Below are 15,635 nucleotides of genomic sequence, written 5' to 3'. Positions count from 1 at the left end.
CAACTGCCCGGCGTGGGCTCGGGCACGCTGGCCTGTGATTCCCGCCACGGTGCGGCCCAGGATGGGCGTCGTGACAGGCTGTCGTTATCTTTTGGGCACAAATTTGGGCACAATCGAAGGCATGACTCCAAGCGCTGCGGCACGAACCGGCACCACCACATTCAGTATGTCCGAGGGCAGTGCTGCCACCGATGACGCCGTCGTGGATGCCGCCGCCGGCGGCCTCGATGCCGGGCACCCGCTGATGGACGGCCGCACCGCGGGCTCCCCGCTGATCACCGCCTACCGCGGCGGCAAGCCCTCCCGCCGTCCTGTCTGGTTCATGCGCCAGGCCGGCCGCTCGCTGCCCGAATACCTCAAGATCCGCGAGGGCGTCGCGATGCTGGACTCGTGCCTGCGCCCGGAACTGGCGTCCGAGATCACGCTGCAGCCGGTCCGACGCCACGACGTCGATGCCGCCATCTTCTTCTCGGACATTGTGATCCCGCTCAAGCTGGCCGGCGTCGGCGTGGACATCGTCCCCGGCGTCGGACCCGTCCTGGACAAACCGGTCCGCACGGCCGCGGACGTCGCCGCCCTGCCGCAGCTGACCTGGGCGGCCCTGGAGCCCATCCGCGAAGCCGTCCGGCTCACCGTGGCCGAGCTCGGCAGCACCCCGCTGATCGGCTTCGCCGGCGCGCCCTTCACCCTCGCCGCGTACATGGTGGAAGGCAAGCCGTCCCGCGACCACCTCGGCCCGCGCACCATGATGCACGCCGACCCCGAGACCTGGACTGCCCTGGCCAACTGGGCCGCGGACGCCTCCGGAATGTTCCTCCGGGCACAGCTGGAAGCCGGCGCCTCGGCCGGCCAGCTCTTCGACTCCTGGGCCGGTTCGCTGGGACTGGCCGACTACCAGCGCTTTGTTGCGCCGGCGTCGTCCCGTGCCCTGGACCACGTCCGGCACCTTGGCGCCCCGCTGATCCACTTCGGCACCGGCACCTCGGAGCTGCTCGTCGCGATGCGCGACGTCGGCGTCGACGTCGTGGGCGTCGACTACCGGCTGCCGCTGGACGAAGCCAACCGCCGCCTCGGCGGCACCGTTCCGCTGCAGGGCAACATTGACCCAGCCCTGCTCGCGGCACCGTGGGAGGTCCTCGAAGCGCATGTCCGCGACGTGATCGCGGCGGGCTCCGCCGCACCCGGGCACGTCTTGAACCTCGGCCATGGAGTGCCGCCGGAGACGGATCCTGCGGTGCTCACGCGCGTGGTCGAACTCATCCACTCCATCGCTCCGGAGTAAGGGCATGGACGCAGGCGCCACCGGGACTGCCTTGGTGGGCACCGCGGTCGTGATCGGGGGCGGGATCTCCGGCCTGCTTGCGGCCCGGGAGTTTGTCCGGGCAGGCGTCCGCACCACCGTCCTGGAGGCCGGGGAGGCCTGGGGCGGCTGCGTCGGCAGCCATACCGTGGCCGGATTGACCTTGGACAGCGGGGCGGAGTCGTTCGCCACCCGCACCGCTGCCGTAGCCGATCTCGCCGCGGAGCTCGGGCTGGCCAGCGAGATCGTCGCGCCGAACCCCGGCGGCGCCTGGGTCCAGCTGCCCGAAGGCCCGCGGGAACTGCCCAAGACCGGAGTGCTGGGCATCCCGGCCAGCCCGTGGGACCCGGAAGTCCGCCGGTCGCTGGGCTTGCTGGGTTCCCTCCGCGCCTCCATCGACGCCGTGCTGCCGGCCTCGCTGGGCACCGGTGCCGCGGCCACGAGCGTGGCAGCCCTGGTCCGCCGGCGGATGGGCAGCCGGGTCCTGGACCGACTCGTGGCACCGGTTGTCGGCGGCGTCCACTCGGCCGATCCCTCGGTGCTCGACGTCGACATGGTGGCCCCCGGACTGCGGGCCGGCATCCGTCAGCACGGTTCCCTCGCCGCCGCCGTCGCGGCCCAGCGCAGGGGAGCGGCGGCTGCCCCAGCCGGGTCTGCGAAGGCCCAGTCCGCAGGGCTTGCGAAAGCCGGGTCCGCCGTCGCCGGGCTGCACGGCGGAATGCACACCCTCGTCGCCGCCCTGCTCGCCGATCTGCGCCAGCGCGGCGTCACCCTGCTCAGCGGCACCCCGGCCCGGTCAGTGCAGCGCACGGCCGGCGGCTGGCGCGTCGCAACAGACCAGGCCACCTTCGACGCCGGGGTCCTCGTGGTTGCGGTGGAGGGTCCCGCCGCCGTCGGGCTGCTTGAGGAAACCCTGCCGGAACTTGCCGGCCTCCGCCCCGACGCCGGACCCGATGTCAGCCTCGTCACCCTTGTGGTGGATCTGCCTGCCCTTGACCGGGCGCCACGCGGCACCGGCGTGCTTGTGGCTCCGCAGAGCCCGGGCGTGCAGGCCAAGGCGCTGACCCACGCCACCGCCAAATGGGCCTGGCTGGCGGAGCGGACAGGCCCGGGACGGCATGTGCTTCGGCTCTCCTACGGGCGCGCCGCTGCCCCAGGGGCGGCGCCGGGGTCCGGAGGCGGGGGAGCGGCCGCAGCGCCGCACTCTGATGATGAACTGTTCCGCGCAGCACTGGCCGACGCCTCGGCCCTGCTGGGCGTTTCCGTCAGCGCCGGGGACGTGGCGGACTGGGACGTGGTCCGCTGGGCCGGTGCACTGCCCTTTGCGTCGCTGGGCCACAGGCAGCGCGTCGCAGCCGTCCGGAGCATCTGTGCCGCTGACGGCACGCTTGCCGTGGTGGGCGGCTGGCTGTCCGGCAACGGCCTGGCCGCGATTGTGGCCGACACCCCGGGGCAGGTCCGCACCCTGTTGTCCTGAAGGCCGCTGCCCTGAAGGCTGTTGCCTTCAACGCGGCCGCACTCAAGGCTGCAGCTGTGGGTGCCCCTGCCCTGAACACGCCTGTCTCAGATCGGCTGCCCTGACCCCGGTCCGGCGAGTCCCAAAAGCACCCTCAGTCACACGAATCACAGCTGCTCCAAGGGCACCCTGAACCCCTCCGATCCCGTGTGTTTCCTGTCGTTAATTCGCGGTTTTTGCAAGTTTTTCCTGCAGGTCGATTCCGGCTAGGGTCGATGACCATGGTTATTTTCAGGTCCAAGGTGTCCACAATGAAGACCGGGCGCCATCGGGGCCTTCGACACGGTGCGGCGGCAGTCGCACTCGGGGCCCTGCTGGCTGCCACCGCAGGGGTTCCTGCCTCACAGGCGGCCACGGGGTTGTCCGCGGCGGCGTCCACCGTTCCGTCGACGCAGGGCTCGCTGTCGCTCGGCCTCGATGACGTGCTGAACGGGCTGCTGGGCTCCTCGACGACGCCAAGCCCTTCGCCGTCCGCCGGCTCGGGCGAGTCCACCCCGTCGCAGCCGCCGTCGCACGGCAACAGCCCGGAACCCAGCGACCCGGAGCCCAGCGACCCCGAGCCCGACGAGCCCGAACCCACGGCCCCGAACACCAGCACCCCGCCGTCCAGCACCCCGTCCGCGAAAGCTGCGCCGCCGGCCGGCCCGCCGTCCACAGCCCCGGTGCCGGGAGCGCCCGCCACAGGCGGTTCTGCTCCGGCTCTGCCGGCCACCGGGCAGGCTCCCGGCCAGCCAGCCCTGGGGAGCACGGGCGCCGACCCGGCCGCCGAGGCCCAGCCCGGAACCGCTGTGCCGGCCGCGGGCAGCGGTACCGGCACGCAGGCGCCGTCGAAGCCCGCCGCGCCGCGGCCTTCCGCAACCAGTTCAAGCTCGGCCGGTTCGTCCACGGCCCCGGCCAAGGGCCACTCCGGCAACACCTCCCTGCAGGCCACCTCGGCGGTGGAACCCGCCGGGCCGTCCCCGCTGATCGGCTGGGGCATCTGCCTGGTGGCGCTCTCGCTCGGCGCCGGCGTCGCGGTCGTCCGGATGCGCCGGAGCTGACAGACCCGTCCCCGCGGACCGGAGCTGACGGACCCGTCCCCGCGGGCCAGCCTCCCGGTGTGAAATAAAGCACTTCTACGCGTTGTAGAAGTGCTTTTTTTCGACTTAGCTGGGGAGAGGAGGCAGACTGGTATGCATGAGCCACACTTCTGCCGAATCTGTCACTAAAACCGGAATGTCAGTCCCCGGAGAATCAGTCGCCGGGGCACCGGCGCCCGAAGATTCAACTGAGCAGTTCTTCACCCTCTGGACCGTTTTCAAGCGGTCCGCGGACATCTTGCGCGGCGCGGACGCAGCCGAAGACTTCGACGCGCTGATGAAGAGTCTCGCCGACGCCGGCGTCGTCCACCGCGGCAGCTACGACGTCTCGGCGATGCGGGCCGACGCAGACATCATGGTCTGGCTGCATGGTCCCCGGCCGGAAGCGCTGCAGCGGGCAGTCCGGGACATCCGGCGCAGCAAGCTGTTCGCCGGCACGGAGATCGTCTGGTCCGCCATGGGCGTGCACCGCGAGGCCGAGTTCGCCAAGAACCACACCCCGGCGTTCTCCCGCGGTGTGGAACCTGCTGAGTGGCTCTGCGTCTACCCCTTCGTCCGCTCCTACGAGTGGTACCTCCTGCCGGACGCCGAGCGCGGCGCCATGCTCCGCGACCACGGCATGCTGGGCCGCGACTTCCCCCAGGTCATCTCCAACACGGTTTCCTCCTTCGCCCTGGGCGACTGGGAATGGATCCTCGGGCTGGAAGCCCCCGAACTCGTGGACCTCGTGGACCTGATGCGGCACCTGCGGGCCACCGAAGCGCGGCACCATGTCCGGGAAGAAATCCCGTTCTACACCGGCCGCCGCGTCACCGCCGCCGAGATTGCCGAGGTCCTGGCATGAGCCCGCTGGATCCCCAGGAATCCGCAGCCTCAGTAACCGCCGTGAACCCTGTCACCGAGGCCGGCCGGATGGCCCCCAAGGAGTACGACGCCGTGCTCCTCGCCTCCTTCGGCGGACCCGAAGGCCAGGAGGACGTCATCCCGTTCCTCCGCAACGTCACCCGCGGCCGCGGCATCCCCGACGAACGGCTCGAAGAGGTCTCGCACCACTACCGCGCCAACGGCGGCATCAGCCCCATCAACGGACAGAACCGTCAGCTCAAAGCCGGCCTCGAGGCCGAACTTGCCGGCCGCGGCATCGGGCTGCCCGTGTTCTGGGGCAACCGCAACTGGGACCCGTACATCCCGCAGACCCTGCAGGAGATCTACGACGCCGGCCACCGCAAGGTCCTCATGCTCACCACGAGCGCCTACTCCTGCTACTCCAGCTGCCGCCAGTACCGCGAGGACATCGGCATGGCGCTGACCGAAACCGGACTCGACGGCAAGCTCGAGGTCGACAAGGTGCGCCAGTACTTCGACCATCCCGGCTTCGTGGAACCCTTCATCGAGGGCACCGCCGCCGGCATCGCCGACGTCCGCGCCCAGCTGGCCGCGGCCGGCACCCCGGACGCCCCCATGCACATCCTGTTCGCGACGCACTCCATCCCGACCCGCGACGCCGAGGCCGCCGGCCGCTCCGAGGGTGAGCCCCGAGATTTCGAGGAAACCTCCGCCTACGTGGCCCAGCACCTGGCCTCCGGCACCGAGATCATCCGCCGGGTGGAGGCCGAGGCGGGCCTGACCGCACCGTGGTCGCTCGTCTACCAGTCCCGCTCCGGCGCCCCGCACGTGCCGTGGCTCGAACCGGACATCAACGACGCCATCGAGGAGCTCGCCGGCCAGGGCGTCAAGGGCATCGTGATTGTGCCCGTGGGCTTTGTCAGCGACCACATGGAAGTGGTCTGGGACCTGGACACCGAGGCGCTGGAGACCTGCGCCAGGCTGGACCTGGCCGCGACCCGCGTCCCCACGCCCGGAACGCACCGCAAGTTTGTCGCCGGGCTCGTGGACCTCATCTGCGAGCGAACCGCCGCGAACAACATCGCGGAGCGGCCGCACCTGACCAAGCTCGGCCCCTGGTATGACGTCTGCCGTCCCGGCTGCTGCGCGAACTTCCGCGGCGACAAGCCCACCATCGCCGGCGCCGACACCATGGTGGGGACCGGACACGATCCCTACCGGGCCGCGCCCACGGCTTCGGGCACGGCTGCGACGGCGGCGGGCCGGGTGACCCCATGACCGTCCGGATCGGCACCCGCGCCAGCAAACTGGCCCTGACCCAGACCCAGCAGACAGCGGACCAGCTGGCCGCTCTCGGCGGGTTCCCTGTCGAGCTCGTCCACATCCGGACCGACGGCGATGTCCTCAAAGGCTCGCTGTCCCAGATGGGCGGCACCGGCGTGTTCGTCGCCGCGCTGCGCGACGCCCTGCTGCAGGACAAATGCGACGTCGCCGTGCATTCGCTCAAGGACCTCCCCACAGGTCCCGCCCTCGGCCTGAGCCTCGCGGCCACACCGAAACGCGTCGACGTCCGGGACGTGCTGTGCGCCCGCGACGGGCTCAAGCTTGCCGACCTGCCCAGCGGGGCGAGCGTCGGCACCGGCTCCCCGCGCCGCGCGGCCCAGCTCCGCGCCGTGCGTCCGGACCTGGACATCCGCGACATCCGCGGCAACGTGGACACCCGGCTGGGGCGCGTTCCCGGCCTGGCGGGCAACACGAACGACGCCGTCGTTGACGGCAAATCCGGCGACCTCGACGCCGTCGTGCTCGCCGCCGCCGGACTGCACCGGATCGGCCGGCTCGACGCGGTCAGCGAGTACCTCGAGACGGACGTCATGCTCCCTGCCGCCGGGCAGGGCGCCCTGGCGATCGAATGCCGCACCGCCGATGCTCCCCGCAGGGCCGGGTCCACGGAGGGCTCCCAGGGCGTGCTGGCGCAGGCCCTCGCGGCCCTCGATGATCAGGACACCCGGCTCGCCGTCACGGCCGAACGCGCTTTGCTGGCCCGTCTGGAGGCCGGATGTGCCGCCCCGGTGGGCGCCTATGCCTACCGCAAGGGCAGCATGCTGTACCTCGAAGCGGTGGTCTGCGCGGTTGACGGCACGGCAACCGTCCGCGACAAGAAGGCCACCGACGGCCTCACCGAGGTCGGGGCAACGCTGCTCGGGATCGAGCTGGCGGAAGTCCTGCTGGCCCGCGGCGCCGCCGACATCGCGGACCTGGCAGCTTCCTGAACAGCGGATTCCACCACTTCATGGGACGGCACAGCGACCATAACCACACGGGCGGGACACCGGGCATGAGGGTGCCGGACGGTGCCCGTGTGCTGGTTGCCCGCAGCCCGGACCGGGCGGGGCAGCTCGTCACTGCCCTCCGCCGTGTCGGTGCCGAGCCCTTGCTCCTGCCGCTGATCGACTTCGAGCAGGCCGGTGACCAGCACTCCCTCGACGTCGCCTTCGACGCCCTCGGCGCCGGGGCCTACACGTGGCTCGTGATCAGCAGTGTGACCACCGTCCAGGCTCTTGAGGCGAAGGCGGCCGAACGCGGCGCCTCCCTCAGCAGCTGGCTGCCCGGCAGCATTCTCGTGGCCACGATCGGCCCGGCGACCCGCAGCTTCCTGGAATCCCGGGGCATCAGCGTCGACCTTGCCCCCACAGGCCAGCAGTCCGGAACGGGTCTGCTCGACATCTGGCCCCAGAACCAAGGCAGCGTGCTCCTGCCCCAGGCGGACATTGCCGACCCGCGGCTGCGCAAGGGCCTCGAGGCCCGCGGTGCGGCTGTCCAGGCCGTCACCGCCTACAACACGGTCGACTATCCGGCCGATCCGCGCCGGGCCCTGCCCGCGTCTGCACCGGCCTCACCGCAGACGTCGCCGCAGACCTCGCCGCACGGGACCGGTCCCGCAGGGCAGGACGCGCCGCCGCCCACCGTGCTCACGGTGGCCGAGGCGAAAGCGGAAATCGGTGCCGGCCGGCTGCACGCCGTCGTCGCCGCCTCGCCCAGCGCAGTCCGCCGCATCCACGCGGACCTCGCCCCGCTGGGCAACTGCCGTTTCGTCGCCATCGGACGCTCGACGGCGGCCGAGGCGGCCTCACTCGGACTCACCGTCGCCGCCGTCGCCCAGGAGCCTACGGCGTCCGGCCTGGTTGCCGCCGTCGTCCGGTCCCTGGACCACCAGCACTCTTCACCTCATCCGTCAGTCGCAGAGCCCTCAGCAAAGGACACCACATGAGCTTCCCGACCCACCGCCCACGCCGGCTCCGCACCACCCCGGCCATGCGCCGGCTGACCGCTGAACACCGGCTCTCGGCCTCGGAGCTCATCCTGCCGGCCTTCATCCGCGAAGGCCTGAGCGAGCCCAACCCGATCGCCTCGATGCCCGGCGTGCAGCAGCACACCACCGATTCGCTCCGGCGCGCCGCGGCCGAGGCCGTGCAGCTGGGCGTCGGCGGCATCATGCTGTTCGGCGTCCCGGCAGTCCGGGACGCGCTCGGCACGGCCTCCCTGGACCCCGACGGTGTGCTGAACAAGGCCATCCGGGACGTCCGCGCCGAGGTCGGCGACGAACTCGTGGTCATGAGTGACGTGTGCCTGGACGAATTCACCGACCACGGCCACTGCGGCGTCCTCGACGCCAACGGCTACGTCGACAACGATGCGACCCTGGAAATCTACGGCCAGATGGCGGTCGCGCAGGCCGAGGCCGGCGCCCACGTCCTGGGCCCCTCGGGCATGATGGACGGCCAGGTCGCCGTGATCCGACAGGCCCTCGAGGACGCCGGGCACGCCAACACCGCCATTGTGGCCTACGCCGCGAAGTATGCCTCCGCGTTCTACGGCCCGTTCCGCGAAGCCGTCGACTCGCAGCTGACCGGCGACCGACGCACCTACCAGATGGACGCCGCGAACCGTCGGGAGGCGATCCTGGAGGTCGACCTGGACCTGGCAGAAGGCGCCGACATGGTCATGGTGAAGCCTGCCATGAGCTACCTGGACATCCTTGCCGACGTCGCCGCCATGAGCCCCGTCCCCGTGGCCGCCTACCAAATTTCCGGCGAGTACTCGATGATCGAGGCCGCCGCCGCGAACGGCTGGATCGACCGCCGTGCCGCCATCACCGAGTCCGTCCTGGGCATCAAGCGCGCCGGTGCCAACATGGTGCTGACCTACTGGGCGAGCGAGCTCGCCGGCTGGCTGAAGGAATCCCGGTGAACACGGCCCCCGAGCCCCGGATCTCGACGCCCACTGCCCCGGTGGGGTCCAACCGCATCCTCCTCGGCCTGAACACCTTCGGTGACGTCGGCGTCTTCCCGGACGGCCACCCCGTTCCGCACGCGCAGGTGCTGCGGCAGCTCCTGGAACAGGCCGAACTTGCGGACGAGATCGGCCTGCACGCCTTCGCGGTGGGGGAGCACCACCGCCGCGATTTCGCGGTTTCGGCCCCGGAGGTCTTCCTGGCCGCGGCGGCCGCCCGCACCAAGAACATCCGGCTCGGCTCCGCCGTGACAGTGCTCAGCTCCGATGACCCCATCCGGGTCTTCCAGCGCTTCGCCACCGTGGACGCCATCTCCGGCGGCCGGGCAGAGGTCATGCTGGGCCGCGGGTCCTTCATCGAATCCTTCCCGCTCTTCGGCCTCGACCTGGCCGACTACGAGGTCCTCTTCGAGGAAAAGCTTGAGCTCTTCGACAAGGTCCGGGCACAGAAACCGGTCCACTGGGAGGGACGCACCCGGCCGGCCATCAACGGCCTGAGCGTCTATCCGCCGCTGGAACACCACCTGCTGCCGACCTGGATCGGCGTGGGCGGCACCCCCGAATCGGTGCTGCGCTGCGCCGAGTACGGCTACCCGATCATCTTCGCGATCATCGGCGGCCAGCCGCGGTCCTTCGCGCCGCTGGCCAACCTCTACCGTGAGGCCATGGGAAAGTACGGGCACCCGATGCAGCAGATGGCCACGCATTCACCCGGCCACGTTGCCGCGACGGATGAGGAAGCCCGGGAGGAGTTCTTCCCGCACTGGCTCGAGCAGCGGAACCGGATCGGGGCCGAACGCGGCTGGGGTCCGGCCAGCCGGGGCGAGTTCGACGCGATGTGCACGCCCGAGGGAGCCCTCTATGTCGGCTCGCCCGAAACCGTGGCCGCGAAGATCGCCCTGCTCAAGAAGAACCTGGGCGTGGACCGCTTTGACCTCAAGTACAGCAACGGCACCCTGCCGCACAAGGCGATGATGCGCTCCATCGAACTTTTCGGCACCGACGTGGCGCCCCGCGTGGCCGCGCTGCTGGCCGCGAACTGAAAGAATAGGAACCATGACTTCCAGCATGCCTCGCAACGAGGAACTCTTTGACCGCGCCCGCCAGCTGATGCCGGGCGGCGTGAACTCACCCGTGCGCGCCTTCGGTTCCGTGGGCGGGACGCCGCGGTTCATGGTGTCCGCCAAGGGTGCCTACCTGACCGACGCCGACGGTGCCGACTACGTCGACCTCGTCTGCTCCTGGGGCCCGGCGCTGCTGGGGCACGCCCACCCGGACGTCCTCGCCGCCGTGCACGCCGCCGTCGACCGCGGACTGTCCTTCGGCGCCTCCACGCCGGACGAGGCGAACCTTGCCGCCATCGTCAAGGAGCGCGTCCCTGCCGCCGAGCGCGTCCGGATGGTGTCCACCGGCACGGAGGCGACCATGACGGCCGTCCGGCTGGCCCGCGGCTTCACCGGGCGGAACCTCATCATCAAGTTCGCCGGCTGCTACCACGGCCACCTCGACGGCCTCCTCGCCGCCGCCGGCTCCGGCCTGGCGACCCTCGCGCTGCCCGGCTCGGCCGGCGTCACCGCCGCTACTGCCGCCGAGACCCTCGTGCTGCCTTACAACGACCTCGACGCCGTCGAAGCCGCCTTCGCCAAGCACGGTGACAGCATTGCCGCCGTCATCACCGAAGCCGCTCCCGCCAACATGGGCGTGGTCACCCCCGGCGACGGCTTCAACGCCGGCCTGTCCCGGATCACCCGCGAGCACGGCGCCCTGCTGATCCTCGACGAGGTCCTGACCGGCTTCCGCACCGGCTACTCCGGCTACTGGGGCCTCACCGGCGGGGCCGCCGACGCCGCCGAGCCGTGGACCCCGGACCTGCTGACGTTCGGGAAGGTGATTGGCGGCGGCATGCCGACGGCGGCCCTCGCCGGACGCGCGGAGGTCATGGACTACCTGGCGCCCCTGGGACCCGTCTACCAGGCCGGGACCCTGTCCGGGAACCCGGTCGCCATGGCCGCCGGGGTCGCGACCCTCACGCACGCGACCCCCGAGGTCTATGCGTTCGTGGACGCCCGCTCGCTGGAACTCTCCGCGGCGCTGTCCTCCGCCCTCGACGCGGCCGGCGTGGACCACTCCATCCAGCGCGCGGGCAACCTGTTCTCCGTGGCGTTCGGCACGGGCGCCCGGGGTGTCCACAACTACGAGGACGCCCAGGGCCAGGAAGTGTTCCGCTATGCCCCGTTCTTCCACTCCATGCTGGACTCCGGCGTCTACCTGCCGCCGTCGGTCTTCGAAGCCTGGTTCCTCTCCGCCGCGCACGACGACACTGCGATGAACCGGATCTTCGATGCCCTGCCGGCCGCGGCGAAGGCGGCAGCCGGCGCCACGGCGTAGCCTGAGCCCTTAAACGACTGATGGCACCCGCCGCGGCGGGTGCCATCAGTCGTTAATGCCGCGGCCGGCGAACTACAGAACGTCCGCGAGGAACCCCTGCAGCCGTTCAGTCCGCGGGCTGGTGAAGATTTGTTCCGGCGAACCGGACTCGACAACGACGCCGGCGTCCATGAAGGTCACGGTGTCCGAGACGTTGCGGGAGAAGCCCATCTCGTGGGTCACCACCACCATGGTCATGCCGCCCTTGGCGAGGTCGGCCATCAGCGCCAGCACACCCTTGACGAGCTCCGGATCGAGGGCGGAAGTGGCCTCGTCGAAGAACATCACCTCCGGCTTCATGGCCAGGGCGCGGGCAATGGCGACGCGCTGCTGCTGGCCGCCGGAGAGGTTGGCAGGACGCGCGTCGGCCTTGTGCTTGAGCCCCACCAGGTCGAGCTGCTCGAGCGCCTCGGCCCGGGCCTGCTCGGCCGGCAGCTTGCGCAGCTTCCGCAGCGCCAGCGAGACGTTGTCCACCACGGTCTTGTGCGGGAACAGGTTGAACTGCTGGAACACCATGCCGATCCGCTGGCGCAGCTCGTCCGGGTTGTCCTTCAGGACCGAGCGGCCATCGAGCAGGATGTCGCCCTGGTCCGGTTCGATCAGGCGGTTCATGACCCGCAGCAGCGTGGACTTCCCTGAGCCGGAGGGGCCGATCACCGAGGCGGTGGTGCCCGTCGCGACGTGCAGGTCGATGCCGCGGAGGACATGGTTTGAGCCGAAGGACAGGTGAAGATTCTTGCCGGTCAGTGAGCCGGAGGCGAATTCGCTCATGCCTGAGCTCCCTTCCCGATCAGGGCCGCGGCGTCGTCCGGCTGCCGTTTCTCCGGACGGCCGGTACGCAGGCGCTTGTCGATGTAGTTGACCAAGTGGGTCAGCGGAACGGTCAGGATGAGGTACATGAAGGCCGCGGCAACCAACGGCGACAGGTTCCCCGTGTTGGCGGCGGCATCGTTACCGATCCGGAAGATCTCACGCTCGCTTGCGAGGAGGCCCAGCAGATAGATCAGGGAGGAGTCCTTGATCAGCGTGATGAACTGGTTGACCAGGGCCGGGAGCACCCGCCGGATGCCCTGCGGAATCACCACGAGGCGCATGGATGAGCTGTAGCTGAATCCCAGGGCGCGGGAGGCCTCGAGCTGGCCCTTTTCCACGCTCTGGATGCCCGAGCGGAAGATCTCGCCGATGTAGGCCGCCGCCATGAGGGTCAGGGCGAAGATGGCGAGCGGGAACGGGTTTGTGGATCCGGTCAGTGCCCGGACTATGGGTCCGAGCCCGAGGCCGATCAGCAGGATGACCACAATGGCGGGAACGCCGCGGAACACATCCGTGTAGATCCGGGAGAGCACCCGCAGCGCAGTGCTCCGGGATGTGCCCATGACGGCCAGGACCATGCCCAGGATGCACCCGAGCACACCCGAGGAGACCGCCAGGATCAGGGTGTTCCGCAGGCCGAACATGATCATGTTCGGCAGGACGGCCGCCATCGCCTCCCAGTCAAAGAAGGTCTTTACGAGTTGATCGAGTGCATCCATGGACTAGGACTTCGGAACGGTGACGGCCTTGGAGCCCGGGGACCACGTGGCCGGGGTCTCGCGGTCCGGGTACCATTCCTTGGTCAGCTTGGACCAGGTGCCGTCGGCAATCACGGCGTCGAGGCCGGAGTTCAGCGCGTCAATGAGCGGCTGGTTTTCCTTGTTCACGGCGTACGCGGTGAAGTTCTGGGTGTTCACAACCGACTCGGCGATGACGGTGCCGTCGCCTTCCTTGACCTGGCCGGTGGCCTGCTGCGACGGTGCGACCCAGGCGTCGACCTGGCCGTTCTTCAAGTTGGCGTAGGCGGTGTTGTAGTCCTCGAAGCGGACCGGCTCGATCTGGAGCGTGTTGGTGACGTAGTCATCCTGCACGGTGCCCTGGACTACGGCGATGCGGGTGTCCTTAGTCAGGTCCTTGAAGCCTTTGATGTTGGAGTCCTTCTTCGCCACCACGGCCATGTAGCCGAAGTCGTAGCCGTTGGTGAAGCCCACGGTCTCGCGGCGGGCGTCAGTGGTGGAAATCGAGGAGGACCCGAGGTCGAACTGCTTGTTCTGGACCTGGGCGAGCAGCGACGCGAAGCCGGTCGCCTTGAACTCCACCTTGAGGCCCAGCTTGTCCGCAATGGCACGCAGGAGCTCGTTGTCGTAGCCGGTGAACTTGCCGGACTCGTCGATGTAGATGTTCGGCGGGGCGTCCGAAAGCGTTCCGACAGTCAGGGTTCCCTCACTGATCAGGCCGAGCTTGGACTTGTCAATCTTGTCCAGGGGAGTGACGTCCTTGGTGGTGTATTTGTCCAGGGATTTCTGGTCGCTGCCCTGGAGGGCATCGGAGGGTGAGGCCGTTGTCTGCGCCGACCCGCCGCCGCACGCTGCAAGGGAGACCGCCACGGCGAGGGCCACGGGAACGGTTGTCAGCCACTTCAAGGCTTTGCTTTTCATCACGCAATCACTTTCGTCTGAATTCAGAGGGTCGCGGGAGGCTCATCGGGCCCCCGGCCGCTGATTTGGGCGCCGGGTGGAGCAGGCACACCGCGAAAGATAATTGTGTCATCCGACGTGGACGCCCATTCAATCCGAACGAATCAGGGCTGGCGCAAGCGTTTCACGAAGTATCTTCAGGATTCCGGGTGATCGGCCGTGATCCTGGCAGCGGCGGCACGGGGCTGCGGAATCATCGGCAAAGGAGCACCCGGCAGTTGGAAGCCCCGGGCAGTGTGAGCTCCGTCGCAATTGCTGGATTTACGTGCAGCGGGGGTCTAGTTAAGCCGTTCCAAGGGCGAACGTTTCGTTTTAAGAAGTGCTCCCGCACCCTGCTCCGGACGTCAAGGAGCCCCGGCGTCCAGTTGTCCCGGCGTCCGGAAATCCTAGAAGTCGCCGCGGCTGGCGTCCTCGGGCGGCAGGACGGGCCAGTCGCCTTCGATCACGGCGGCTGGCTTCGTTTTGCGCAGGTAGCTCTGGAAATCCGCGGCCTGGGCCGAGGCCCATTCGACCTGGAGCTGGTGCAGGTGGCTCGCCGGCATCCTGAGCTTGGGGAATTTGCCGGCCATGGCGTCGAGCATGCGCAAGGTTGCCAGGGCGTCGGCAGCGGAGGTGTGGGCATTGTCCAGGCTGACGCCGTATTCCTCACACAGGGCGGTGAGCGTGCGCTTGCCCTTGCGGTAGCGGTCCACCTGCTTGTTCATGATGTAAGGGTCCAGGACCGGGAAGCGGCTCAACTGCGGGACGCCGTACCGGGCCGACTCTGCCGCGAGCACGGTGAAGTCGTAGCTGGCGTTGAAAGCGATGACGGGAACGTCGGCGTCGAACAGCTCCTGCAGCACGGCGGCGAGTTCGCGCGTCACCTCGGCGGCCGGGCGGCCTTCGCGGCGGGCTTGCTCGGTAGTGACGCCGTGGATATCGCTGGCCTCGGTGGGAATCTCAACGCCCGGATCGGCTAGCCATTCGTGTTCCTTGATCACTCCGCCGACGGAGTCCACCACTGTGACCGACGCCGTGACGATCCGTGCCGAGCGGGAGTTGCGGCCCGTTGTTTCGAGGTCGAAGGCTGCGCGGGGAAGGCTGTTCCAAGTGCTCATGCGTCAACGCTACCTGCTGCCTCCGACAGTTCTTGACCGCCGTGCCCGCGTGCCGTCCGGGATCGGGTCCAGCGTCCGGAACGGCTAGGCTGGACCGATGCGGACGGAGTATGTGGAGGCGGTGCTGGAGCTCGTGGCGTTGATCCCGGCCGGTACTGCGGTGGCCTATGGCGACGTTGCGGAACTCCTCGGCTCCGGCGGCCCGCGCCAGGTCGGTTCGGTCATGAGCCACCATGGCAGCAGCGTGCCCTGGTGGCGCGTCCTGAAGTCCAGCGGGGACGCGCCTCCCGGCCTCGAGCACGAGGCCTTGGCCCTCTATCTCCAGGAGGGGACCCCGCTGCTGGGTCGTTATGACGACTTCCTCCGGACCGGCGAGGGACGCTGGCGCGTTGACCTGGCCTCCGGCCGGTGGGCGCCCACCGACGCCGACTTCGACCGGATCGACGCCATCGCGGAGCGGCTCGAGCGGGAGTCGCATAAATTGTCGGTACCCGATGATGAAATGACTGTGTGAGTACCCCCAGCCACGGCCAGAAGTTTGAACAGGCAGAGATTAAACAGGCAGAG

Annotated in this window: 15 protein-coding genes; 11 read left to right on the top strand and 4 right to left on the bottom strand. The window is 69.4% G+C overall.

The genetic code is table 11. The features are described 5' to 3' along the window. Positions 1–166: 166 nt before the first annotated feature. The 10 genes from hemE to hemL all read left to right on the top strand — a co-directional run bounded on the left by hemE (position 167) and on the right by hemL (position 11,422). Positions 167–1,282 (top strand): uroporphyrinogen decarboxylase, encoded by a 1,116-nt coding sequence (gene hemE, locus LQV16_RS12250; RefSeq protein ID WP_229994177.1) that lies wholly within the window; start codon positions 167–169, stop codon positions 1,280–1,282. A 4-nt stretch (positions 1,283–1,286) separates the two neighbouring features. Beyond that, positions 1,287–2,777 (top strand): protoporphyrinogen oxidase, encoded by a 1,491-nt coding sequence (hemG, locus tag LQV16_RS12245; protein ID WP_229994161.1) that lies wholly within the window; start codon positions 1,287–1,289, stop codon positions 2,775–2,777. 290 nt (positions 2,778–3,067) lie between these two features. Further along, complete coding sequence (locus LQV16_RS12240; protein WP_229994160.1) at positions 3,068–3,856, top strand: hypothetical protein; 789 nt, start codon at positions 3,068–3,070, stop codon at positions 3,854–3,856. A gap of 136 nt (positions 3,857–3,992) precedes the next feature. Next, on the top strand, positions 3,993–4,739 hold the full coding sequence (gene hemQ / locus LQV16_RS12235; protein ID WP_229994159.1) for a hydrogen peroxide-dependent heme synthase: 747 nt from the start codon (positions 3,993–3,995) through the stop codon (positions 4,737–4,739). After that, entirely contained in the window at positions 4,736–6,019 is a 1,284-nt protein-coding gene (locus LQV16_RS12230) for a ferrochelatase (protein ID WP_229994158.1), read from the top strand. The genes hemQ and LQV16_RS12230 overlap by 4 nt, the downstream gene beginning before the upstream one ends. Beyond that, on the top strand, positions 6,016–7,014 hold the full coding sequence (gene hemC / locus LQV16_RS12225; RefSeq protein WP_229994157.1) for a hydroxymethylbilane synthase: 999 nt from the start codon (positions 6,016–6,018) through the stop codon (positions 7,012–7,014). Before LQV16_RS12230 ends, hemC begins: the two co-directional genes overlap by 4 nt. Positions 7,015–7,079: 65 nt before the next feature. After that, a complete protein-coding gene (locus tag LQV16_RS12220) occupies positions 7,080–8,012 on the top strand; it encodes a uroporphyrinogen-III synthase (RefSeq protein ID WP_229994156.1) in 933 nt (310 codons plus the stop codon). Then, on the top strand, positions 8,009–8,992 hold the full coding sequence (gene hemB / locus LQV16_RS12215) for a porphobilinogen synthase (protein ID WP_229994155.1): 984 nt from the start codon (positions 8,009–8,011) through the stop codon (positions 8,990–8,992). Before LQV16_RS12220 ends, hemB begins: the two co-directional genes overlap by 4 nt. Further along, on the top strand, positions 8,989–10,077 hold the full coding sequence (locus LQV16_RS12210; RefSeq protein ID WP_229994154.1) for an LLM class flavin-dependent oxidoreductase: 1,089 nt from the start codon (positions 8,989–8,991) through the stop codon (positions 10,075–10,077). The genes hemB and LQV16_RS12210 overlap by 4 nt, the downstream gene beginning before the upstream one ends. A 13-nt stretch (positions 10,078–10,090) precedes the next feature. Further along, positions 10,091–11,422: a glutamate-1-semialdehyde 2,1-aminomutase gene (gene hemL, locus LQV16_RS12205; RefSeq protein ID WP_229994153.1), complete on the top strand. Its 1,332-nt coding sequence runs from the start codon at positions 10,091–10,093 to the stop codon at positions 11,420–11,422. A gap of 72 nt (positions 11,423–11,494) precedes the next feature. On the opposite strand, the gene LQV16_RS12200 is transcribed toward hemL, so the two are convergent. The 4 genes from LQV16_RS12200 to LQV16_RS12185 form a co-directional block, all read right to left on the bottom strand. Beyond that, positions 11,495–12,232 (bottom strand): amino acid ABC transporter ATP-binding protein, encoded by a 738-nt coding sequence (locus LQV16_RS12200; RefSeq protein ID WP_229994152.1) that lies wholly within the window; start codon positions 12,230–12,232, stop codon positions 11,495–11,497. Beyond that, entirely contained in the window at positions 12,229–12,993 is a 765-nt protein-coding gene (locus tag LQV16_RS12195; protein WP_229994151.1) for an amino acid ABC transporter permease, read from the bottom strand. Before LQV16_RS12195 ends, LQV16_RS12200 begins: the two co-directional genes overlap by 4 nt. A gap of 3 nt (positions 12,994–12,996) precedes the next feature. Beyond that, positions 12,997–13,932, bottom strand: a complete 936-nt coding sequence (locus LQV16_RS12190; protein WP_229994176.1) for an ABC transporter substrate-binding protein — start codon at positions 13,930–13,932, stop codon at positions 12,997–12,999. Positions 13,933–14,357: 425 nt separating this feature from the next. Continuing rightward, positions 14,358–15,068 (bottom strand): 3'-5' exonuclease, encoded by a 711-nt coding sequence (locus tag LQV16_RS12185; RefSeq protein WP_229994150.1) that lies wholly within the window; start codon positions 15,066–15,068, stop codon positions 14,358–14,360. 97 nt (positions 15,069–15,165) lie between these two features. Here LQV16_RS12185 and LQV16_RS12180 point away from each other — a divergent pair, with 97 nt between their 5' ends. Beyond that, positions 15,166–15,582, top strand: coding sequence for an MGMT family protein (locus LQV16_RS12180; RefSeq protein ID WP_229994149.1), 417 nt, complete (start codon positions 15,166–15,168; stop codon positions 15,580–15,582). Positions 15,583–15,635 lie beyond the last annotated feature (53 nt).

The organism is Arthrobacter sp. Bi26 (assembly GCF_918697925.1).
GTDB lineage: Bacteria > Actinomycetota > Actinomycetes > Actinomycetales > Micrococcaceae > Arthrobacter.
This window is presented reverse-complemented; position numbering and strand designations above follow the sequence as displayed.